17 protein-coding genes and 2 riboswitches are annotated in these 21,688 nt (G+C 68.5%); of the genes, 16 read left to right on the plus strand and 1 reads right to left on the minus strand.

The window, feature by feature from the left end:
* Positions 1–36: 36 nt before the first annotated feature.
* Positions 37–1,449, plus strand: coding sequence for a pyruvate kinase (gene pyk, locus MKK69_RS22935; RefSeq protein ID WP_243971730.1), 1,413 nt, complete (start codon positions 37–39; stop codon positions 1,447–1,449).
* A 95-nt stretch (positions 1,450–1,544) separates the two neighbouring features.
* Here pyk and MKK69_RS22940 read toward each other — a convergent pair whose 3' ends face one another.
* Positions 1,545–2,300: an SDR family NAD(P)-dependent oxidoreductase gene (locus tag MKK69_RS22940; protein ID WP_147750013.1), complete on the minus strand. Its 756-nt coding sequence runs from the start codon at positions 2,298–2,300 to the stop codon at positions 1,545–1,547.
* A gap of 144 nt (positions 2,301–2,444) precedes the next feature.
* Between MKK69_RS22940 and MKK69_RS22945 the strand changes: the two genes are divergently transcribed.
* The 15 genes from MKK69_RS22945 (at position 2,445) to MKK69_RS23015 (ending at position 21,636) form a co-directional block, all read left to right on the plus strand.
* On the plus strand, positions 2,445–2,840 hold the full coding sequence (locus MKK69_RS22945) for a hypothetical protein (protein ID WP_147750067.1): 396 nt from the start codon (positions 2,445–2,447) through the stop codon (positions 2,838–2,840).
* Between the two features lie 82 nt (positions 2,841–2,922).
* Positions 2,923–3,318: a FixH family protein gene (locus MKK69_RS22950; protein ID WP_147750014.1), complete on the plus strand. Its 396-nt coding sequence runs from the start codon at positions 2,923–2,925 to the stop codon at positions 3,316–3,318.
* Positions 3,315–4,820: an efflux RND transporter periplasmic adaptor subunit gene (locus MKK69_RS22955; RefSeq protein WP_147750015.1), complete on the plus strand. Its 1,506-nt coding sequence runs from the start codon at positions 3,315–3,317 to the stop codon at positions 4,818–4,820. Before MKK69_RS22950 ends, MKK69_RS22955 begins: the two co-directional genes overlap by 4 nt.
* Positions 4,817–7,975 carry an efflux RND transporter permease subunit gene (locus tag MKK69_RS22960; protein WP_147750016.1) on the plus strand — a complete coding sequence of 1,053 codons (3,159 nt, stop codon included), beginning with the start codon at positions 4,817–4,819 and terminating at the stop codon, positions 7,973–7,975. Before MKK69_RS22955 ends, MKK69_RS22960 begins: the two co-directional genes overlap by 4 nt.
* Positions 7,976–8,026: 51 nt before the next feature.
* Positions 8,027–8,239: riboswitch (cobalamin riboswitch) on the plus strand.
* Positions 8,240–8,359: 120 nt separating this feature from the next.
* A complete protein-coding gene (locus MKK69_RS22965) occupies positions 8,360–10,339 on the plus strand; it encodes a TonB-dependent receptor plug domain-containing protein (protein ID WP_147750017.1) in 1,980 nt (659 codons plus the stop codon).
* Between the two features lie 8 nt (positions 10,340–10,347).
* The gene (locus MKK69_RS22970; RefSeq protein WP_147750018.1) at positions 10,348–11,199 is read left to right on the plus strand and encodes an ABC transporter substrate-binding protein; all 852 of its coding nucleotides are present in this window, start codon (positions 10,348–10,350) and stop codon (positions 11,197–11,199) included.
* The gene (locus MKK69_RS22975; RefSeq protein WP_147750019.1) at positions 11,196–12,230 is read left to right on the plus strand and encodes a FecCD family ABC transporter permease; all 1,035 of its coding nucleotides are present in this window, start codon (positions 11,196–11,198) and stop codon (positions 12,228–12,230) included. The genes MKK69_RS22970 and MKK69_RS22975 overlap by 4 nt, the downstream gene beginning before the upstream one ends.
* Entirely contained in the window at positions 12,227–13,045 is an 819-nt protein-coding gene (locus MKK69_RS22980) for an ABC transporter ATP-binding protein (RefSeq protein WP_147750020.1), read from the plus strand. The genes MKK69_RS22975 and MKK69_RS22980 overlap by 4 nt, the downstream gene beginning before the upstream one ends.
* Positions 13,020–13,982 (plus strand): DUF6925 family protein, encoded by a 963-nt coding sequence (locus MKK69_RS22985; RefSeq protein ID WP_147750021.1) that lies wholly within the window; start codon positions 13,020–13,022, stop codon positions 13,980–13,982. Before MKK69_RS22980 ends, MKK69_RS22985 begins: the two co-directional genes overlap by 26 nt.
* 2 nt (positions 13,983–13,984) lie before the next feature.
* The gene (locus MKK69_RS22990) at positions 13,985–14,527 is read left to right on the plus strand and encodes an AAA family ATPase (protein ID WP_243971732.1); all 543 of its coding nucleotides are present in this window, start codon (positions 13,985–13,987) and stop codon (positions 14,525–14,527) included.
* Between the two features lie 96 nt (positions 14,528–14,623).
* Positions 14,624–14,823: riboswitch (cobalamin riboswitch) on the plus strand.
* Between the two features lie 136 nt (positions 14,824–14,959).
* Positions 14,960–17,041, plus strand: coding sequence for a TonB-dependent siderophore receptor (locus tag MKK69_RS22995; RefSeq protein WP_279598572.1), 2,082 nt, complete (start codon positions 14,960–14,962; stop codon positions 17,039–17,041).
* A complete protein-coding gene (locus MKK69_RS23000; protein ID WP_147750023.1) occupies positions 17,041–18,222 on the plus strand; it encodes a DUF1624 domain-containing protein in 1,182 nt (393 codons plus the stop codon). Before MKK69_RS22995 ends, MKK69_RS23000 begins: the two co-directional genes overlap by 1 nt.
* A 289-nt stretch (positions 18,223–18,511) precedes the next feature.
* On the plus strand, positions 18,512–19,150 hold the full coding sequence (locus tag MKK69_RS23005; RefSeq protein WP_243971736.1) for a 2,3-bisphosphoglycerate-dependent phosphoglycerate mutase: 639 nt from the start codon (positions 18,512–18,514) through the stop codon (positions 19,148–19,150).
* Positions 19,151–19,333: 183 nt separating this feature from the next.
* Entirely contained in the window at positions 19,334–20,395 is a 1,062-nt protein-coding gene (locus tag MKK69_RS23010) for a YeiH family protein (protein WP_056160256.1), read from the plus strand.
* 101 nt (positions 20,396–20,496) lie between these two features.
* Positions 20,497–21,636 carry an adenylate/guanylate cyclase domain-containing protein gene (locus tag MKK69_RS23015; RefSeq protein ID WP_056217688.1) on the plus strand — a complete coding sequence of 380 codons (1,140 nt, stop codon included), beginning with the start codon at positions 20,497–20,499 and terminating at the stop codon, positions 21,634–21,636.
* Positions 21,637–21,688 lie beyond the last annotated feature (52 nt).

Consider the following 21,688-nt stretch of genomic DNA (forward strand, 5'->3'; position numbering starts at 1 on the left):
CACTCTTGCAGAGGCGGCCTTCGGGCCGAGCCCATCATGCGCCGTCACCGCTACGCCAAGATCGTCGCCACCGTCGGACCGGCCTCGTCCTCGCCCGAGATGCTGAAGGCCCTGTTCCTGGCCGGCGTCGATACCTTCCGCCTCAACTTCAGCCACGGCCTCCAGGCCGACCACGCCCGGGTCCATGCCGCCATCCGCGCCCTGGAGAGCGAGGTCGGCCGACCGATCGGCATCCTGCAGGATCTGCAGGGCCCCAAGATCCGTGTCGGGACCGTCCTGGGTGGCCGCCTCGACCTTATCGCCGGCGAGCGGGTGCGCTTCGTCCTGCAAGGCGCCGAGGGGGCCAAAGATGCGATCCCACTGCATCACCCGGAGATCTTCGCCGCCGTCGTGCCCGGCCAGGACCTGCTCATCGACGACGGGCGCGTGCGGGTGCGCGTTACTGGCATCGAGGCCGCGGCGATCGAGGCCGAGGTGATCACCGCCGGCGCGATCTCGAACCGCAAGGGCGTAAACCTGCCGGGCACGCTCCTCGACGTCTCGCCGCTCACACCCAAGGACCGCGCCGATCTCGCCTTCGGCCTCGAACTCGGGGTGGACTGGGTGGCGCTCTCATTCGTGCAGAAGCCCTCCGACGTCATCGAGGCGCGCGGGTTGATCGGGGACCGGGCCGGCATCATGACCAAGGTCGAGAAGCCCCAGGCCCTGGAGCGCATCGACGACATCATCCGCCTGTCCGACGCGGTGATGGTGGCGCGCGGCGACCTCGGGGTTGAGATCCCGCACGAGGACGTGCCCGGGCGGCAGAAGGAGCTGATCCGCGCCTGCCGGCTCGCGGTGAAGCCCGTGGTGGTGGCGACCCAAATGCTCGATTCGATGGTCTCGGCCCCGACACCGACCCGCGCCGAGGCCTCGGATGTGGCCACCGCCATCTACGACGGGGCGGACGCGGTGATGCTGTCGGCCGAATCCGCCACGGGGCAGTACCCGGTCGAGACGGTGGCGATGATGGATCGCATCATCCGTAGCGTGGAAGGCCACAAGCTCTACCGCTCGATCATCGCGGCCACCAGCCCCGGCGAAGAGGAGACGCCGCCCCACGCGGTTGCGACGGCCACAGCCACGCTCGCCGAGGCCGTCCACGCCACCGCGATCGTCACCTACACCGCGAGCGGCACGACGGCTGCCCGCGTCGCGCGCAAGCGTCCCGCGGTGCCGATCCTGGCTTTAACGCCGAACCTTGATACCTCACGCCGCCTCTGCCTGCTCTGGGGAGCCCACAGCGTGCACACGGACGACGTCGACTCATACGAGGAGATGACGGCCAAGGCCTGCCGTCACGCTCAGGAGGAGGGCTTTGCCAAGCCCAACGACGCGATCGTCACGGCGGCCGGCATTCCGTTTCACACCACCGGCAACACCAACAACATCCGGCTGATCCAGATCTGAACCGAGTCCCGGTGCATGACGCCTATCGATCTTGCACATCACGCGTGTTTCGAGATCGCGCTTGTTGATCAGGCCCAGACACCGCGGCGCGAGCGCTACGTAAGGTTTAAACCTCCATCCGAGAGAAGAATCTCCCCAGTGAGGTAGTCCGACGCCACCAGCAATGCGACGGCCTGGGCGATGTCTTCCGGCTTGGCAGCCCGGCGCATGGGCGACCGCTCCCGCCAAAGCGCCTGGGCTGCAGTCCAATCGGCTGTCAAGGGTGTATCGACCAACCCGGGAGCGACGGCATTCACCCGAATGTCCGGAGCCAACGATACGGCGAGCAGCCGGGTCATGTGGTTCAACGCTGCCTTCGATGCAGCATAGGGGATCGATGCACCCTTGGGTCTAACCCCGGCGTGCGAACTGACATTGACGACACAGGCTGGACGACCTCGCCGCGCGGCGTCCCGCAATGCGGTCTCGGCTTCCGCCACGAGGCGAAACGGCGCCACCACGTTGACCTCGTGCAACGCGTGCCAGACCGCCGGCGAGGCGGCCTTAAGGTCGGCGTGAGGGATGACCTGGCTGATGCCTGCGTTGTTGACCAACACATCAAGGCGGCCCCACCGGGCGATGGCGTGCTGCACCAGCCGGACCCTGTCGGCGTCATCGGCGAGATCGGCCTGGATGTATGCGGCCTTCCCGAGTTCGGCGGCTAGAGCGTGTCCCGCCTCCGCGGAATTGCGCGAGTGCAACACGACCGCGTAGCCATCGCCGGACAACCGACGAGCTATTGCCGCCCCAATGCCGGACGTGGACCCGGTCACGAGGGCGACGGGCGGCTCATCATCGGGGACTTTGCTCAAGGACTATCCTCCATTCTGCGGCCATACGGACTCAGACCCGATGGCGAACGCGCGATGGCCGAAATAGCTCGACGCACGGCGCCGTGGTTGGCATCAGATGCCCTGTCCCTTCCTCGCCGACATGCGATGTGGCATCCTCCGTCCGTGACCTTCTGGCTCGCCCTTCGGCGGCTGCTCCCGCTCCTGGCGGTGCTCGGCCTCGCCCTCGCGCCGGTGACCGCCTCCGCGGCCGCCGCGGGCATCCGCGCGCCGACGGCCGTTCAGGGTCACGCCATGGCGATGCCCGACGAGGCCATGGACGACATGGCCGGGATGGCCATGGACGAGATGCCGTGCTGCCCCAAGGAGCGGCCGGACATGCCCGACTGCTCGAAGGGCTGCCCGCTGATGGCGCTCTGCCTGGCGAAGGTCGTCACCGGCCTGCCGGTCGCCGTCGGACTTCCGGGCCGCGTTGCCGGCGTCGAGGGGCCGATTTGGGGCGTCACCGCCTCCTTCGACAGCCTGTCGCAAGGACCACCCACCGAGCCTCCCCGAGCCTGAATTCGATGCCGCCGGCGCCTGCGCCGGCCGATCCCGCGCGCCTGAAGGCCCGGGTCCCATCGTTTTCAGGAGATCATCCACCGTGTCCAAGACATCGTTTTCGCGCGCCCTCACGGCTGCGCTGCTCGGCCTCGCCCTGACCACCGCGGCCCGGGCCGACACCAAGGACTACGAGTTCCAACTGGTGAAGGACGAGGCCAGGCAGGGCGAGGCCATCCTCGACGTCCGCCTCGTCGACAAGCGCACGTCCAAGCCCGTGCCGAACGCCGTCATCTTCGCCAAGCGCATCGACATGGCGCCCGACAGCATGGAGGAGATGACCTCCAGGATCGAGCAGATGCCGTCGCCGGAGCCGGGCGTCTACCGGTTCAAGGCGAAGCTGACGATGGCCGGCGGCTGGCGCCTCTCGCTCGGGGCCAAGGTGCAGGGCGAGACCGGCACCGTCGAGAACAGGCTGGTGTTCAAGGCCACCAAGTGAACCGGTCGGCTTGGGCAGCCGGGACCCTCGCCGCGCTTGCCGCGGGGGTTTTGGGATTTGGAGCGGGGCATGAGGGCAGCCCCGTGCCGGCGCTCGTCCGGCAGGCGCGGACCGGCTTCGCCCATTGGCTGCCGGGCACACCCCGGCCGGCTTCCCCGATGCAGGCACCGGTCGCGGTGAACGCGACGGGACCGGTCGTCTACTACCGGGACCCGGACGGGAGACCGGACTACGCCGCGGAGCCCAAGCGCACCGCGGACGGTCGAGACTACCGCGCCGTCCACGCGAGCGAGGACGTGCGCTTCGACGAACCCGACGAGGCGGAGGCGATGCCCGACGCTGGCCCCGGCGACATGGCCATGGCTCAGGCGACGCCCCCTGCAAGCGCCCGCAAGGTGCGCTTCTATCGCAACCCGATGGGCCTTCCCGACACCTCGCCGACTCCGAAAAAGGACTCGATGGGGATGGACTACCTCCCCGTCTACGAGGGCGAGGACACCGACGACGGCACCGTGAAAATCTCGCCGGGCAAGCTCCAGCGCACCGGGGTCCGGACGGCGGTCGCCGAGCGACGGGTCCTGTCGATGCCGGTGCGCGCGCCGGGCGCCATCGAGGAGGACGAGCGCCGGATCTCGGTCATCGCGATGCGCACCGACGCCTTCATCGAGAAGGTCGAGGCCGTCACCACCGGCGACCACGTCCACAAGGGCCAGCCGCTCCTGCGCCTGTTCTCGCCGGAGATGAACGCGGCCGCCGCGCAGTACCTCACCGGCATCGGCTACGAGGGCGCCCGCCGGCGCCTGGAGAACCTCGGAATCCCGCCCGAGGTCATCGACGAGATCGAGCGCACACGGAAGGTGCCCTCGACCATCACATGGTCGGCGCCCCGCGACGGCGTCGTGGTCGAGCGCAACGTCTCCGACGGCATGCGCGCCAAGTCCGGCGACACCCTGTTCAAGCTCGTCGACCACTCGCGGGTCTGGGTCCTGGCCGACGTCACCGAACGCGACCTGGCGGCCGTGGCGGAGGGCCAGACGGCGACCGTTCGCGCCCGGACGTTCCCGGACCGCGTCTTCACCGGCGCGGTGACCCGGATCTACCCGCACCTCGCCATGGGGACCCGGACCGCCCGCCTGCGGATCGAGCTGCCCAACCCGAACGGCGACCTGCGCCCGGGCATGTTCGCCGACGTGACGATCGCCACCGGCAGCGACAAGCCGGCGGTGGCGGTGCCCGACGACGCGGTCATCGACACCGGCACGAAACAAGTCGTCTTGCTCGACAAGGGAGATGGTCGCTTCGAACCGCGACCGGTTAGGCTCGGCGTCCGCGGCGACGGCTACGTCGAGATCCGCGACGGCATCGCCGCGGGCGACCGCGTGGTCACGTCGGCGAACTTCCTCATCGATGCCGAGAGCAACCTGAAGGCGGCCCTGCAGGGGCTTTCCGAACCCAAGCTCGATCCCGGGCCGCAGGCTGCGGCCGAAGGGAAGGCGCCATGATCGCCCGCCTGATCGCATGGTCGGCGAGGAATCTGGTGCTGGTCCTGATCGGGACGGTGTTCGCGGTGGGAGCCGGGCTCTACGCCCTCAAAACCCTGCCGCTCGACGCGATCCCGGACCTCTCGGACGTCCAGACCATCGTCTACACCGAGTACCCCGGGCAGGCGCCGCAGGTCATAGAGGATCAGGTCACATACCCCCTGACCACCGCGATGTTGACGGTGCCGCGGTCCAAGGTCGTGCGTGGCTTCTCGTTCTTCGGGGTCTCGTTCGTCTACGTGATCTTCGAGGACGGCACCGACCCGTACTGGGCCCGGAGCCGGGTGCTCGAATACCTGAACACCGTGGCCAAGCGCCTGCCGGCCGGCGTGACCCCGACCCTGGGGCCCGACGCGACCGGGGTCGGCTGGGTCTACCAGTACGTCGTGGTCGCCAAGGAGCGGTCGCTGGCCGAGCTCCGGTCGCTGCAGGACTGGGTCGTCCGCTTCGGGGCGTCGCGCGCCGAGGGCGTGGCGGAGGTCGCCGGCGTCGGCGGCTTCGTGAAGCAGTACAACGTCGTGGTCGATCCGAACCGCCTGCGGGCGCAGGGCATCACCCTGTCCAAGCTCCGGGAGGCGATCCGGTCGAGCAACGCCGACGTCGGCGGTCGCACCGTCGAGCTCTCCGAGTTCGAGTTCGTCGTCCGTGGCCGCGGCTACCTCAAGAGCGTCGCCGACATCGAGAGCATCGTCCTGAGGACCGAGGCCGGCACGCCCCTGCGGGTGAAGGACGTTGCCCGGGTCGAGCTCGGTCCGGACGAGCGCCGCGGCATCACCGAGATGAACGGCGACGGCGAGGTCGCCGGCGGGATCGTCCTGCAACGGTTCGGGGCCAACGCCCTGAACGTCATCGAGAACGTGAAGGCCCGGCTTTCCGAGGTCGCCGCCAGCCTGCCCAAGGGCGCGGAGATCCTTCCGGTCTACGACCGCTCGCACCTGATCGAGGCGGCCATCGAGACCCTCAAGGGCACGCTGATCGAGGAGAGCGCCATCGTCGCCCTCGTCTGCGTCGTGTTCCTGCTCCACGTGCGCAGCGCGCTGGTGGCGATCCTGATGCTGCCGGTCGGCATCCTCATGGCGTTCGCGGGCATGAAGGTTTTGGGGCTCGGGGCCAACATCATGAGCCTCGGCGGCATCGCCATCGCGGTGGGTGCCATGATCGACGCGGCCATCGTGATGATCGAGAACGCCCACAAGCACCTGGAACGGGCGCCACCGGACAAGCCCCGGGTCGAGATCCTGATCGAGGCCGCGAGCGAGGTCGGGCCGTCGCTGTTCTTCTCGCTCCTCATCATCACCGTGAGCTTCCTGCCGATCTTCACCCTGGAGAGCCAGGAGGGCCGTCTGTTCGGTCCGCTGGCCTTCACCAAGACCTTCGCCATGGCCGCGGCGGCGGTGCTGTCCCTGACACTCGTCCCGGCGTTGATGGTGCTGTTCGTCCGGGGCCGGATCATCCCGGAGCACCGCAATCCGGTGAACAGGTTCCTGATCTGGAGCTACCGGCCGCTCATCGCGGGCGTCCTGCAGGCGCGGGTGCTCACGATCCTATTGGCCCTCGTCGTCCTGGCGGCGACGGCTTGGCCGGCGAGCCGGCTCGGCTTGGAGTTCATGCCCGATCTCGACGAGGGCACCCTGATGTACATGCCGACCACCCTGCCGGGCATCTCGGTGACTAAGGCCGGGGACCTGCTCGCGACCCAGGACAGGATCATCAAGTCGTTTCCCGAGGTCGCCTCGGTCTACGGCAAGGCCGGACGGGCCAACACCGCGACCGACCCGGCGCCGAGCGAGATGTTCGAGACCATCGTCAACCTGAAGCCGAAAGCGGAGTGGCGGCCCGGCGTCACGACGGCGAGCCTGAAGGCCGAGATGGACGCCGCGCTCCAGTTCCCCGGGGTCTCGAATGCCTGGACCCAGCCGATCCGCGCCCGGATCGACATGCTCTCGACCGGCATCCGCACGCCGGTCGGGATCAAGGTTCTGGGGACGGACCTGACCGAGATGGAAAAGGTCGCCCGCCAGGTCGAGGCGGTGGTGAAGGCGGTCCCGGGCACGTCGAGCGCCTACGCCGAGCGGGTCCAGGGCGGCTACTTCCTCGACATCACCCCCGACCGCGATGCGCTGGGCCGGTACGGGCTGACGGTTGGCGACGTGCAGGACGTGATCGGGATGGCGCTCGGAGGCGAGAGCGTCACCAACACCGTCGAGGGCCGGGAGCGCTACACCGTCAACGTGCGCTACCCCCGGGCCTTCCGGTCCGACCCGCGGTCCATCGCGGACGAGGTGCAGGTCCCGATCCCGGGCGGGGGAACGGTGCCACTCGGCGAGGTGGCCAAGGTGCAGTTGAACCGCGGCCCGACGCAGATCCGGACCGAGAACGGGCAACTCGCGGTCTTCATCTACGTCGACGTCGCGGGTCGCGATCTCGGGGGCTACGTCGCCGAGGCGCGGGCGGCGGTGGCCAATGAGGTCAGGCTCACCCAAGGCACCCTCGTGCAGTGGAGCGGGCAGGTCGAGTACCTCGACCGCGCGACCGCCCGGCTCAAGGTCGTGGTCCCGCTGACGCTGCTGATCGTGTTCCTGCTGCTCTACCTCAACTTCCGGAGGCTCACCGAGACGCTCATCGTCATGCTGTCGCTGCCCTTCGCCCTCGTCGGGGGCGTCTGGCTGATGTGGTGGATGGGCTTCAACCTGTCGGTGGCGGTCGCCGTCGGCTTCATCGCGCTGGCCGGCGTCGCGGCCGAGACCGGCGTGATCATGCTGGTCTACCTCGACCACGCGCTGGTCGAGGTGCGGGCCGTATGCGATCGCGACGGGCGGACTTTCACCCGCGACGACCTGCGCCGGGCCATCATGGTCGGCGCGGTCGAACGGGTCCGCCCGAAGATGATGACGGTGGTGGCCATCATGGCCGGGCTCCTGCCGATACTGTGGAGCACGGGCTCCGGCTCGGAGGTCATGCAGCGGATCGCGGTGCCGATGATCGGCGGCATGGTCTCATCGACCGTCCTGACCCTCGTCGTGATCCCGGCGGTGTACGGCCTCGTGAAAGGATGGGGCCTGCCGCGGTCCGAACCGAATGCCATCGACCCCGAGGCCCGACTTGTAACGTTATGAACACACAGGGCGGAAAACCCCGAAGCGACATTGACGCCGGGCCATTCCCTCAGGTCCTGTATGCCCGACGGTTCCTCCCCGGAGGATCAAAAGGGAACGCGGTGAGGATGAGGTCCGAAAGGGCTTCCCCGAAGCCGCGGCTGCCCCCGCAACTGTAAGCGGCGAGCCCATCATCAACACGTCACTGGGTCTTTGGGCCTGGGAAGACGATGAGAGGGCGGTGACCCGCGAGCCAGGAGACCTGCCGTCAGTCGTGGTCACACGCGAAACGCATCGGGCGGGGTGTCCTGATGGGTGTCGAGGCGTTCGGCTGTCCTAACGGCAGGCAAGCGCCCAGGCCTCGTTCGCGGTGACGTGCCACAGACGTCGCCCGAGGCTTGTCCCGTGTCCTTCCCCTCCCGATCCGCGTGCCTGCGCACGCTCGCGCTCGCCTGCGCCTCCCTTCCCGGTCCTGTACTCGCGCAGCAGACCGCCGCGCCCTTCGCCGACGTCCCGCGCGGGGCCGAGGCGGCCGTCACGCTCTCCGAGCTTTCCGTCTCCGCCACCGGCGTCCCGACGCCGGTCGATCAGGTCGGATCGAGTGTGACGGTGCTCACCGCCGAGACCCTGGAGGCCCAGCAGCGCCGAACCGTACCGGACGCCTTGCAACAGGTGCCCGGCCTCAACGTCGTGCAGACCGGCGGCCCGGGCGGCCAGACCTCGGTGTTCATCCGCGGCTCGAACTCGAACCACGTGAAAGTGCTCATCGACGGCATCGACGCGACCGACCCGTCGAACCCAAACGGCTCCTTCGACTTCGGACAACTCCTGACCGACGACCTCTCCCGCATCGAGGTTCTCAGGGGGCCCCAGAGCGGGCTCTACGGCAGCGACGCCATCGGAGGCGCGATCTCCTTCACGACGAAACGTGGCGAGGGACCGGCCAGGGCCAGCGCGCGGATCGAGGGCGGCTCGTTCGGGACGTTCAACCAGAGCGGCCGGATCAGCGGGTCGGAAAACGGCTTCGACTACTCGGTGTCGATCCAGCATCTCCGGGCTGCCGCAACGCCTGTGACGCCGCCCAACCTCGTCGCCCCAGGAACGACGACCCGCCCGAACTACTACGACAACGAGACCGTCTCGGCGAAGTTCGGCTACCAGTTCACCGACACGTTCCGGATCAACTCGATCACGCGGTTCATCAACTCGAAGCTGCTCTTCAGCGGCGACGACTACGGCACCTTCCCGGTGACGCTGGGCGGCCTGCGCAGCCAGGCGGACGTGCAGCAAGTCTTCACCCGCAACGAGGCCGAGTGGACGCCGTTCGCCGGTTTCCACAACGTCTTCGCGATCAACTACTCGAACCTCTACAACCGCCAGGTCCAGAACGCGTACGACCCGTTCAACCCGCTCCCGACCGCCGGCCTCGGCGAGCGCACGCGTTACGAGTACCGCGGCGACTACCAGCTCTCGCCCGGCAACCTCGTTCTGTTCGGCGCGCAGCGTGACGACGAGAGCCTGTCGACCACCGATCCGAACCCGTTCGGTTCCGGCAACCTGCGGGCCAGGAACGGCAATACCGCCGGCTACGGCGAGATACAGCTAACGCCGTTCGACCGTGCCTCTTTCGTCGCCAACGTTCGCCACGACGAGAACGACGCCTTCGGACCGGCCACCACGTTCCGCGTCGCCCCGAGCTACATCCTGCCGTTCACCGACACGCGGATCAAAGGCAGCGTCGGCACCGGCTTCAAGGCGCCGACGCTGAGCCAGCTGTTCCAGAGCTTCCCGGCGTTCAACTTCTTCGCCAACCCCAACCTCAAGCCGGAAGAGAGCCTCGGCTACGATGCCGGCTTCGAACAGCCGCTCGGCGAGCGCGTTCTCGTCGGCGCGACCTATTACGCCAACGACTTCAAGAACCTGATCAACACCAACGCCAGCTTCACCTCGAACGAGAACGTCGGGCGAGCCGAATCCTACGGGGCCGAGGCCTTCGTTGCGGTCCGGTTCACCGACACGCTCTCGGGCCGGGTCGACTACACCAACACCGTGACCAAGAATGAGATTACCAACCAGGAGCTCCTGCGCCGGCCCCGCCACAAGGGCAGCGCCACCGCTCAGTGGACGCCGATCCCCGGCCTGAGCTTCAGCGGGACGGTGATCGTGCTTGGCCACTTCGTAGACGGAAACCGAGACTTCTCGATCCAGAGGCTGAAGAACCCGGGCTTCACCCTGGTCAACCTCGCGATCAACTACGACGTCAGCGAGACGGTGAGTGTGTTCGGCCGGATCGATAACCTGTTCGACCGCCGCTACGAGAACCCCACCGGCTTCCTCGGCCCGGGCCTCGCCGTGTACGGCGGCGTCCGCGTGACGACGTTCTGAGGATTGCGATGTCGATGCGATGGACGCTGGCTGCGCTAGCGATTGCGGTCTGGCCTGGTCTGTCAGGTGCGGGGTGGGCGGCAGACGAGCCGGCGCATCCAGTCTACGTCGTCTCGATGAACCTCTGCGCCGACGAGCTGGTCCTGCGGCTCGCCGACCGCGACCAGGTCACCGCCGTGACCTACCTCGCCCATGACCCGCGCGGCTCCACCGTCGCGCGGGAGGCCACCGGCATCGCGGTGACCCGTGGCCTGTCGGAGGAGATCGTCGCGCTCCGGCCCGACCTCGTCGTGGCCGGTGCCTTCACGACGCGGACCACGGTGGGCCTGCTCAAGCGCGTCGGCTTCCCCCTTCTCGAACTCGGCGTACCCAACGACTTCGAGGGGGTGCGGGCCCAAATCCGGACCGTCGCCGCGGCCCTCGGGCACCCGGCGCGCGGCGAGGCGATGGTCGCGGACCTCGACGCGCGGCTGGCGCAGGTGGTGCCGGCGGCAAAACCGTTGCGGGCACTCGTCATGCGCCCGAATGCCTTCACGGTCGCACCCGGCAGCCTTGGCGATGCGATCATCCGCGCCGCCGGCCTCGTCAACGTCGCGGCCGAACTCGGTCGCGACCGCTTCGGCCAGGTCCCGCTGGAAGCGGCGGCCTTGGCCAACGCCGACCTCATCGTCCTTGACGAGGGGGAGCCCGGCGCGCCGTCGCTCGCCGACGCCCTGTTGCATCACCCCGTCCTCGACGCCCTGCGCCGACAGGGTCGTACCGTCTCGATTCCGAACCGGCTCTGGACCTGTCCAGGTCCCCAGGTTGCCGAGGTCGTGGCCTTGCTCGCCGCCGCCGCACGCGAACGGGCAGAGCCATGAACGCACCCATTCCACCTCCTGCCCGGATCGAACGCGCGGTCGTCGGACCCCGCAGCATCGTCGTTCTCCTTGGCCTGCTGGTTCTCGTTTTGACGTTGGCGTCCATCGCGGTCGGGTATGCCCCTTTCGACGTCCCGGCGGCGGCTGGCGACATCATCGCCGGACGGGCGACACTGCCTGCCCTCGTCCTCTGGGAGCTGCGCCTGCCCCGCGCCCTGCTCGGGGCCCTCGTCGGCTTCAGCCTCGGGCTGACCGGGGCGGCGATGCAGGGCTACCTGCGCAACCCGCTCGCCGATCCCGGCATCCTCGGCATCTCCTCCGCGGCGGCCCTCGGGGCCGTGGTTGTGTTCTACGGCGGGTTCGCGGCCTCCGTCAGCCTCGCCCTCCCGCTCGGCGGGATCGCCGGCGCCGCCGTGGCGGCGCTCGCCCTGAACCTTGTCGCCGCCAGAGGCGGCACCACCCTGGGATTGATCCTCGCCGGCGTCGCCCTGTCGAGCCTCGCCGGTGCCATGACGGCGCTGGCGCTCAACCTCTCACCCAATCCCTACGCGGCCTTGGAGATCGTGTTCTGGCTGATGGGGTCGCTCGCGGACCGCAGCATGGACCATGTCTGGCTTTGCCTGCCGCTGATGGCAGTGGGCTGGGGCCTGATGCTGTCCACGGCTCGCGCGCTCGATGCCCTGACGCTCGGCGAGGACACGGCCGCGAGCCTCGGCTTCCATCTGGTCTCGGTGCGCCTGCGCCTCGTCACGGGCGCGGCGCTGGCCGTTGGCAGCGGCGTCGCCGTCAGCGGCGCCATCGGCTTCGTCGGCCTCGTGGTGCCGCATCTGGTGCGACCGTTGGTTGGCGCGCGTCCCGGCGCCAGCCTGCTGCCGAGCGGACTGGCGGGGGCGGCCCTGGTGCTCGCAGCGGATCTGGGCGTGCGCCTCCTGGCGACGCGCCCGGAACTCAAGCTCGGGGTGGTCACGGCACTGGTCGGGGCGCCGTTCCTGATCGTGCTTCTCATGCGCGAACGGGGTCGTGGCGCATGAGCCTCGCGACCGCAGCTCTCGATGTCCGCCTCGGCGGGCGTGTCATCCTCTCGGATATCACCCTGTCCCTGGAACGCGGGATCCTCGTCGGTCTGGTCGGTCCGAACGGCGCTGGCAAGACCACCCTCCTGCGCACCCTCGCGGGCTTGGTCGCCCCGACCAAGGGCCGCGTGGATCTCGACGGTATGCCGCTCAAGGGCATCTCCCGCGACGCGCGCGCCAAGCGCATCGCGGTCCTGTTCCAGGGCGCGGGGGCCGGTTGGCCGATGCAGGTGCGTGACCTCGTCGCCCTCGGCAGGCTGCCGCATCGACGCGCGTTCGGTGGCCTCGATGGCACCGATCACGCCGCAATAAACCGAGCGATGACACGGACCGACGTCGCGCGCTTCGCCGAGCGGACCGAACCGACCCTGTCCTCGGGCGAGCGGATGCGCGTGTTGCTGGCGCGGGCGCTTGCCGTCGAAGCGGAATGGTTGTTGGCCGACGAACCGATCACCGCCCTCGACCCTGCCCACCAACTCGACGCCATGACGTTGTTGCGGAGCGTGGCCCTGGCCGGCACCGGCGTCGTCGCCGTCCTGCACGACCTCTCCCTCGCGGCCCGATTCTGCGACCGGATCGTGGTCCTGGGCGAGGGACGTGTCACTGCCGATGGACACCCGGACGTTGCGTTGACCGACCGGCTGCTCTCGGACGTCTTCGGCGTCACGGCGTGCCGAGGGGCTGGACCGGACGGAACCGCCTATATCCTGCCCTGGAGCCGTTCAGGGCCACATCCGGAGGAGATCGATGCAGCCTTCCCCCACCAGCCCTGATGCCACCGTCGCCCTTCTGCGCGCTGCACTGGCCGATCCGACCACGGCCTGGAGCCTGGGCAGCTTCGGTGCCATCGCCGAGTTCATGCGCGATCCGGACGAGCCTGTCCTGGCCCTCCCTGACGATCGCCTGGGACTTGCGACCGCGCGCGGGGCCATCGCCCTGACCCCGAGCTCCGACCTGCGGCCCGTCGCCTACGAGACGGCCGTTTCGTCCGGCTGGAACCACGCCATCGCGCTTTGCCTGCCGGAGGCGACCTGCGCGATGAACCGCAGGACCGTGGTGACGGAACTCGGGCCCGACCGGAACGCCGCCCGGGTCGAGGATCGCGACGGCATCCTGTTCGACCTCGGCCTCGGCCTGCTCGCCGTGGATGCCTGTGTGCGGGTGCGCGATCCGGAGGCCGTCGAGCGGCTGCGGGCCGGCGTCGGCATGCCCCTGTTCGACCACGCAAACCCCATCGGGTCGCATCTCGTCGCCATGAGCCCGCACCGGGTGTTCCTGGCGCGGGTCGGGCGCGTCGAGGTCTATGCTCCGATCCCGGGCCCCGGCGGTACCAGTCCTGAAGGTCCGCATACGCATGTGCTGCCCAAGCTCCTGCGCAGCGGTCGGACCCATGCCGCCACGACGCCGATCCCGGCGGGCTGGGTCCCCTGCGGAGGCCTGCACCCGGCGCACCCCTACAAGGACATGATGGGCGACCGCATCGCCTTCGATGCCGGCCGCTACGAAGCGTTCCAGGCGATGCTCGACCATTGGGGTGATCCGGAACTCGTGGCCATCAAGCGCGGCGGGCCCGAGGCGCCCGGCGGCACGGTGTCGACCCGCCACGCCCAGGGCGCACGGCGGGTCGCCGAGGCCCAGGCTCGTTACCTACGGGGCGAGATCATCGAGGGCTCGGCGAGCGACGACGAGGATGCGGAGGCGACGGCCTGACCGTGACCCGGACGGTGCCCGGCAGGAATCGTCCGGGGGCACCGCAGAGGGTGATCGGCCTGATCGGCTGCCCGGGCGCGGGGAAGACGACCTACGCCCGCCGCTTCGACCCTCTCGCCGGCTGGGTTCACCTCACCCTCGACGACTTCCGGCAGACCCTCTGGCCGCCGCACCGGCAGGTCTACTGGGAACTCAGGCAGGGCTCACATGACGATGCGGCCCGGGACCTCCTGCACCGGGTCAAGGAAGCGGCCCTGGATGCCGCCCTGACGAACGGCTTCAGCGTGGTGATGGCGGACACCCATCTCACCAGACCCGTGTTCGAGCGCGAGCTCGGGATCGTCGCCCGACACGGACTCACCGTGGAGTGGAAAGTGTTCGACGTGCCGTGGGAGATCCTGAAGTCCCGCAACGCGGAGCGTGGTCGGGTGGACCCGTCGCATCGCCAGCCGGATGAGGTCCTCCGGTTCACCTACGAGGTTTTCCGATCCCCGGACGCTTGGTGGCGTAGCTTGCCGCCGCAGCAGGTCGAGGTCCTGACCTGACGGACGGAGTGCGCGATCCGTCTTCCCAGGTGTTGCCGGCAGGGCATAACCCCTCGTGCATTGCACTTGGTCCGTTGACGGGCATGGGCGTCGGCATGTTAGCTCGGCCGTGACGGTTCCTCCCCGGAGGATCAAAAGGGAACGCGGTGCGGGGGTAGCCCCAACGCCGCGGCTGCCCCCGCAACTGTAAGCGGCGAGCCCTTCGCCACCGACGTCACTGAGCGGCCTCGCTCGGGAAGACGGTGAAGGGCAGTGACCCGCGAGCCAGGAGACCTGCCGTCAGTCGTGGTCACACGCGAGACACGCTGGGCGGGGTGCCCCGGCGGGTGCGGAAGCATGCGCACTGCGCGTGGTTCGGCCTCGTTCGCGTTGACGTGCCACTGCCGTCGCCCGAGGCCCATCAACGTGTCCCGTTCACCGTCCATCCCGCTGATGTCCGTGCTGGCCCTGTCCTGCGCGATCCCCACCGCCGTCGCAGCCCAGGGGGCGCGCTCTGAGGAGACCGCCGTGGTGCTCGACGCGCTCTCGGTCGAGGGGACCCTCACCGCCACGCCGACCTACCGGGTGCCGGAGCTCTACAGCGGCACCAAGACGATCACGCCCCGCCTCGACCTACCGCAGCAGGTCGACGTAATCCCCCGGGAAGTCCTGATTGACACAGCCGCGACCCGCGTCGAGCGCGCGCTCGACTACGTGCCCGGCGTCGGCAAACAGAACGACTTCGGCGCCCAGAACCTCGCCCTGTACTCGGTGCGCGGCTTCGCAACCCAGGATATCTTCCAGAACGGCTTCAACATCGCCCGCGGCTACAACGGCGCCCCCGACACCCAGAACGTCCAGTCCATCGAGGTCCTGAAGGGCCCGGCCGGAGCCCTCTACGGCCGCAGCGATCCGGGCGGCACCGTCAACATCCTCACCAAGCAGCCCGTAGCCCGACCCTTCGTCGAGATGGGCACGCTGTTCGGCAGCTTCGGCACCGCCCGCACCACGGTCGATGCCGGCGGTGCGTTGAGCGAGGACGGCAGCGTCCTCTATCGCTTCAACGGCGCGCTCGCCCGCCAGGACAGCTTTCGAGATTTCGTCGACGGCGATCGGGTGCTGCTCGCGCCGGTGGTGAGCTGGCAGGTCACCCCCGACACCAAGATCACGTTCGAGGCGCAGTACCTGCGCAACCGCCAGACCTTCGACCGCGGCACTGTCGCGGTGAACAACCGCCTCGGCCTCGTCCCGCGCTCACGCTTCTTCGGCGAGCCGGGCGACGATTCCGTGTCCGAGAGCGCGCTGCTGCAGGTGCGGCTGGAGCACGCCTTCAACACCGACTGGCATTTGCGAGTCGCCACGCACCTTAACACCGGTAGCCTCACCGGCGTGCAGACCGGCGCGACCGGGATCCTCGACGACGGGCGAACGCTGCTGCGCGAGTTCCGCCAGCACGACTTCACCTGGGGCGTCGCCATCGGCCAGGCCGAACTCGTCGGGCGCTTCGAGACCGGGCCCATCGCCCACACCCTGCTGCTCGGCCTGGAGCACGAGCGCTACAACAGCACCGAGAACCTCCTGCGCTCGACCCCGCGCCTCGACCCCTTCGCCATCGACCTGTTCAACCCGGTCTACGGGCAGGCCAAGCCTCCGTTCACGCGCCGCTACAGCGCCAGCGAGAACGTCGGCAACACGGCGGTCTACCTCCAGGACCAGATCGCGCTCAGCCCGGAATGGAAGCTGCTGCTGGGCAACCGCACCGACTTCTACAACCAGACCTTCCGCGACAAGGTCGCGAACGAACGGACCGAGCAGGACCGTACCGGCTTCTCGCCGCGGGCCGGCCTCGTCTACCAGCCGCTGTCGTTCCTGGCCCTCTACGGCAACGTCGCCGCCTCGTTCCGCCCCAACACCGGCTTCGACAGCGCGTCCCGGCCCTTCGCTCCGGAGACGGGCTTCGCCTACGAGGTCGGGGCCAAGCTCGACCTGTTCGACGGCCTCAGCGTGACGGCGGCCGCCTTCCACATCGAGAAGGAGAACGTGCTCACCACCGACCCGGCGGACTTCTTCTTCCAGATCGCCGCGGGGGCCGTGCGAAGCCAAGGCTTCGACGTCAGCCTGGTCGGGCAGATCACGCCCGAGTTCCGGGTGATCGGCGGATACGCCTTCATCGACGCGGCGGTCACCCGCGACGAGGTGCTGAGGGTCGGATCACCGCTGCTCAACATTCCACGCCATAGCGGCTCGCTGCTCGGCATCTACGAGGTCCAGGCCGGCGACTGGAAGGGTTTTGGGATCGGCGGAGGGTTCCGAGCGGTCGGCTCGCGGCTCGGCGACAGCGGCGTCGAGAGCTTCCGCTTGCCGGGTTACATCCTGACGGACGCGCTGGCCTACTACCGCTACGAAAACCTGCGCTTCGGGCTGAACGTCGACAACATTTTCGACGAGACCTACTACGAGCGCTCCTACAACACCTTCTGGGTCGGCGTCGGTGAGCCGCGGCGGGTCACCGTCAGCATGACGGCACGGTTTTGATGAGCGAGCGTCCGGAGCCGCCGGAGGCATCGACCAGTCTATCGACCCTGTCCGGCCGCATCGCCTCCATCGATGCCCTGCGCGGACTGGTGATGGTGCTGATGCTCCTCGATCACCTGCGCGAGACCTGGTTCCTGCACGTACCCGTGGCCGACCCGGTCGACGCCCGGACTGCCCTGCCGGCCGTGGCCCTAGCCCGCCTCGTCGTCAGCCTGTGCGCACCCATCTTCATCGCGTTGACCGGCGTGGCCGCGTACCTGTTCGGTACCAGGCATACGCTGGCGGAGACACGGGCCTACCTGCTGAAGCGTGGGCTCGTGCTGATGGCGCTGGAGGTCTTCTACCTCTCGGAACTGTACTGGGGCGTGGCCAGTCCGACGCTCTGGCTGCAGGTCATCTGGTGCATCGGCGTCTGCATGATCGTCCTGGCGGTGCTGGTCGGCCTGCCACGTCCGGTTCTATTCGCGGTAGGGCTGCTGATCGTCGGTGGCCACAACCTCCTTGACCCGATCCACCTCCAGCCTGACCAACCGTTTTTTGCGGTCTGGGCGATGCTGCACCAGCGTGACGTCATCGCGCTGCCGTTCGGGCTGGTCGCCAAGACGACCTATCCGGTACTCCCGTGGATCGGCGTGATCGTGCTCGGCTACGCAATTGGCCCGTGGTTCCTGCCCAACGTCGCGGCGCAAACCCGCGAGCGCCGGTTTCTGGCCCTCGGCTGCGGGATGCTCGTCGCTTTCATGGTCCTGCGTCTGGCGAACGGCTACGGCGACAAGCCCTGCTTCGTGATCGAGGGCGACGCGCTTCGGACCAGTTTGAGCTTCCTCGCGCTGACGAAGTATCCCCCCTCGCTGCTGTTCCTGCTGCTGACGCTCGGGATCGGGTTGCTGCTCCTGGTTGCTCTCGAACGGATGCGCGACGCTTCGGTCGTCTCGGCCCTGGCGGTGTTCGGCGGTGCGCCGATGTTCTTCTACTTGCTCCACCTGACGATCCTGCGGCTCCTGTATCACGGTGCCGCCGCCATCTGGGCCCCGACGCAGGGCAGCGTGTTCGGCGTGGCAGATTACGGCTGGGTGCTGGTCTGGTACGTCGGCCTGGTCGTGCCCCTCTACTGGCCGACGGCCTGGTTCTCGCGCGTCAAGACATCCCGACGCGAGATCGCTTGGCTCAGGTATCTCTAGTGGATGAAATCTGACGGATGGAACCCGTTCCCTGGGCCCACGCCCGGCCCCTTGCCGACCCTCGGAAGGTCCGCTCCCGGCCTGTTGAGGCAGAGGTCAACGACCGGGTTGGGTGGGAAGCAGCTTGGCTGCTTTCAGTCGCAAGACGTTCATAAGCGGACCTAGGATGACCCGCCGTCTCCGGATGGACGGTCCAACCCATCGCAGGGTCGAAGTTCGTTAAAGTCGGATGCCGACATCATCAGAGGCGATGCGACCAGCACGAAAGTGCTCTGCCTCGGGAGACAGGGTGATTCACGATTGCAAAGCCCCGGTCACGCGACATCTCGTGCTGGTCCGGCATGGCCAGAGCGTAGCCAACCGATCCGGCCTGTTCACGGGATTGCTGGACTCGCCCTTGACCGAGCAGGGCCGGAGGGAAGCCGAGGCAGCCGGCCGGCGTTTGGCAGAGTGCAACTGGCGCTTTTCCGCTGCCTTCACCTCGACGCTAACGCGGGCCGTCGTGAGCGGCCGGCTTATCCTCGATGCGCTCGGGCAACCCGGATTGGTCCCCCAAAGCTTCGCCGCGCTCGACGAGCGAGACTACGGGGACCTCAGCGGGCTCGACAAGATCGCCGCCGATGCGCGCTGGGGGGCGGAGCGGATCGAGACCTGGCGCCGCTCCTACGCAGAGGCGCCGCCGAACGGTGAGAGCCTGCGCGATACCGTCTCCCGTATCGTGCCATGCTACCTCCGAACCATCCAGCCGGCGGTCATGGGCGGAGACGTGCTCGTCGTCGCCCACGGCAATTGCCTGCGGGCGCTTGTGATGGCGCTCGAAGACCTCAGCCCGGCGGAGGTCGAGCACCTCGAACTCGCGACGGGCTCCGTCAGGATCTATAAGCTTGCCGCGGACACGACGATCAAGGCCCACTGGATCGACGGGTGAATCCGCCTGTCGGCCTCTCACAATGGGTCTCCGTGATCTGCGAAGGGGCACTTATTTCATCTATTTCAGTGATGGGAAGCATCTAATCATTCCGTTGGAGTGAATGAAAAGAACATGGGATTCTCCGGCATCACATCGGAGCCACCCATGTCCGCGCCCAGACTTTTCTCCCACGCTCGGTCAATGCGTGCCTTGGCCGGCACGAGAGCCATCCTTCCGGGACTGGGTCTCTGTATGGCGGTCACCGCCGCAGCGGTCGGCTTCGAGGCCGTCGAGGCGCATCTGTTCGGTCGCGCCTGGCTCGAAGCCCTGGTGCTGGCGATCCTGCTCGGGAGCGCGATCCGCACCGCCTGGACCCCGTCGCAACGTTTCTTTCCCGGCATCGCCTTCGGGGCCAAGACCGTACTGGAGATCGCGGTCGTTCTACTCGGGGCCTCGCTCAGCCTCACGACGATCCTCGCCGCCGGTCCGGGTCTGCTTTTCGGCATCGCGGGCGTCGTCGTGGTCGCGATCCTGTCGAGTTACGGCATCGGCCGAGCGCTCGGGCTGCATCCGCGCATGGCGATCCTCGTGGCCTGCGGGAACTCGATCTGCGGCAACTCGGCGATCGCCGCCACGGCACCGGTGATCGGCGCAGACGGCGAGGACGTCGCCGCCTCCATTGCCTTCACTGCGGTGCTAGGCGTGCTAGTGGTGCTCGGCCTGCCGCTGCTGGTGCCGCTGCTCGGCCTGTCGCCGATGCAGTACGGCGTGCTCGCCGGCCTTACCGTCTACGCCGTGCCGCAGGTGCTCGCCGCCACCGCGCCGGTCGCGGCGCTCAGCGTCCAGGTCGGAACCCTGGTGAAGCTCGTCCGGGTGCTGATGCTAGGCCCGATCGTCCTGGTGCTCTCGCTCGGCGCGAGCCGGCTGCGCGAGGAGACCGACGAGGCCGCCCCCGGCGTCACCGCGGGCGACCGCCCGGCCCGCGGCGGCCTCGCGATCCACCGCCTGGTGCCGTGGTTCATCCTCGCCTTCCTTGCGCTCGCGGGCCTTCGCTCGACGGGCCTGATCCCGCCGGTTGCGCTCGCGCCGATGTCGGAGACCGCCAACGTGCTGACCGTGGTCTCGATGGCGGCGCTCGGCCTCGGGGTCGACGTGCGCAGCGTCGCCAAGGCCGGGGCGCGGGTGACCCTCGCGGTGGTCGCCTCGCTCCTCGCCCTCGGCGCCGTCAGCCTCGGCCTGATCCGCGTGCTCGGCCTCGTCTGATCCGCGCTATGGCATCGATCCAACTCCTTGATGAAAGAACTGCCGTGACACGTTCGTCCCAATCTTCGTCCGAGGCGGTCGCGCAGGGGACGGGATGGTTGATGGGGCCGGGTCGCGAAGCGGCGGACGCGGCAGCCCTTCTCGACGGGTTCAGTGCGTGCCTCTCGGGGCTTGGCCTGCCACTGGCCCGCGCCACCACCCACGCGCCGACCCTGCATCCGTCGTTCCGCTGGGTAATGCGCGTCTGGCATCCAGGAGCGTCGAGCCTAGCCTTGCGTCGCCGCCACGGCATCGAGAGTACGCCGACGTTCCACGGCAACACCGTCGAGCGCGTAGTCGAGACCCGTACCCCGTTCCGATGCCGTCTCGACGGGGATGGGCCGCTGCCGTTTCCCGTGCTCGGCGAGCTTCGCACCGAGGGTCTAACCGACTACCTCATCGTGCCGCTGCGCGCCGCGCGTGGACGCATGGGCGCCGCCTCCTGGGCCACGGCGAGACCGGGCGGCTTCACGCCGATCGAGATCTGCACGTTGCTGGCGCTGGTCGAGCCGTTCTCGCTGCTGTTCGAGATCAAGGCGCTCGACGACATGCTAGGCGCGGTGCTGAGCGCCTATGTCGGACGCGACCCGGCGCGGCAAATCCTGACCGGCACGGTGCGGCGCGGCGACGTACGCTTGATGCGGGCCGCGATGATGCTGACCGACCTGCGCGGGTTCGGCGAACTGTCCGACCGGCAAAGCCCCGACCGTGTCGTGGCCGCCCTCAACCGGATGTTCGATGCCATCGTGCCGGCCGTCGAGGCGGAAGGCGGCGAGGTGCTGAAGTACATCGGCGACGGGCTACTGGCCGTGTTCGATGCCGATCGCGACGAGGCCGAGGCGCGCAGTGCCGCCTTGCGTGCCGCCGAGGCCGCGCTTGATGCGCTTGCGACCCTGCGCAACGGTGACAGGGCTGCCTTCGAGGTCGGCGTCGCACTTCATGTCGGGGAGGTCGCCTACGGCAATATCGGCGGCGGCGACCGGGTCGATTTCACGGCGATCGGCCGCGATCTCAACGTGCTCGCCCGCGTCGAGCGCCTGTGCAAGACCTACAACACGCCGCTGATCGCCACCGACACCTTCATCGACGGGTTGGCACATGCCCTTGAACCGCTCGGCACCGTCGCCTTGCGCGGTTTTTCCGAGCGTCACGCCCTGTTCGGGTGTCGCAGGACCGCGCCCGTCGGCGCGCCGGCGGCGTGACGCCGAGACGGCGTCCTTGATCGTCCCATTGGAGATCGAAACTTCTCAAATC

This window comes from Methylobacterium sp. J-026 (assembly GCF_022829585.1).
GTDB lineage: Bacteria > Pseudomonadota > Alphaproteobacteria > Rhizobiales > Beijerinckiaceae > Methylobacterium.

What these genes read in the sequence shown, in the direction of transcription:
- MKK69_RS22960 (WP_147750016.1), top strand. Translation starts at nt 4,817, where the DNA reads ATGATCGCCCGCCTGATCGCATGGTCGGCGAGGAATCTGGTGCTGGTC.
- MKK69_RS22995 (WP_279598572.1), top strand. Translation starts at nt 14,960, where the DNA reads ATGTCCGTGCTGGCCCTGTCCTGCGCGATCCCCACCGCCGTCGCAGCC.
- MKK69_RS22980 (WP_147750020.1), top strand. Translation starts at nt 12,227, where the DNA reads ATGAGCCTCGCGACCGCAGCTCTCGATGTCCGCCTCGGCGGGCGTGTC.
- MKK69_RS23000 (WP_147750023.1), top strand. Translation starts at nt 17,041, where the DNA reads ATGAGCGAGCGTCCGGAGCCGCCGGAGGCATCGACCAGTCTATCGACC.
- MKK69_RS23010 (WP_056160256.1), top strand. Translation starts at nt 19,334, where the DNA reads ATGCGTGCCTTGGCCGGCACGAGAGCCATCCTTCCGGGACTGGGTCTC.
- MKK69_RS22985 (WP_147750021.1), top strand. Translation starts at nt 13,020, where the DNA reads ATGCAGCCTTCCCCCACCAGCCCTGATGCCACCGTCGCCCTTCTGCGC.
- MKK69_RS23015 (WP_056217688.1), top strand. Translation starts at nt 20,497, where the DNA reads ATGGGGCCGGGTCGCGAAGCGGCGGACGCGGCAGCCCTTCTCGACGGG.
- MKK69_RS22970 (WP_147750018.1), top strand. Translation starts at nt 10,348, where the DNA reads ATGTCGATGCGATGGACGCTGGCTGCGCTAGCGATTGCGGTCTGGCCT.
- MKK69_RS22975 (WP_147750019.1), top strand. Translation starts at nt 11,196, where the DNA reads ATGAACGCACCCATTCCACCTCCTGCCCGGATCGAACGCGCGGTCGTC.
- pyk (WP_243971730.1), top strand. Translation starts at nt 37, where the DNA reads ATGCGCCGTCACCGCTACGCCAAGATCGTCGCCACCGTCGGACCGGCC.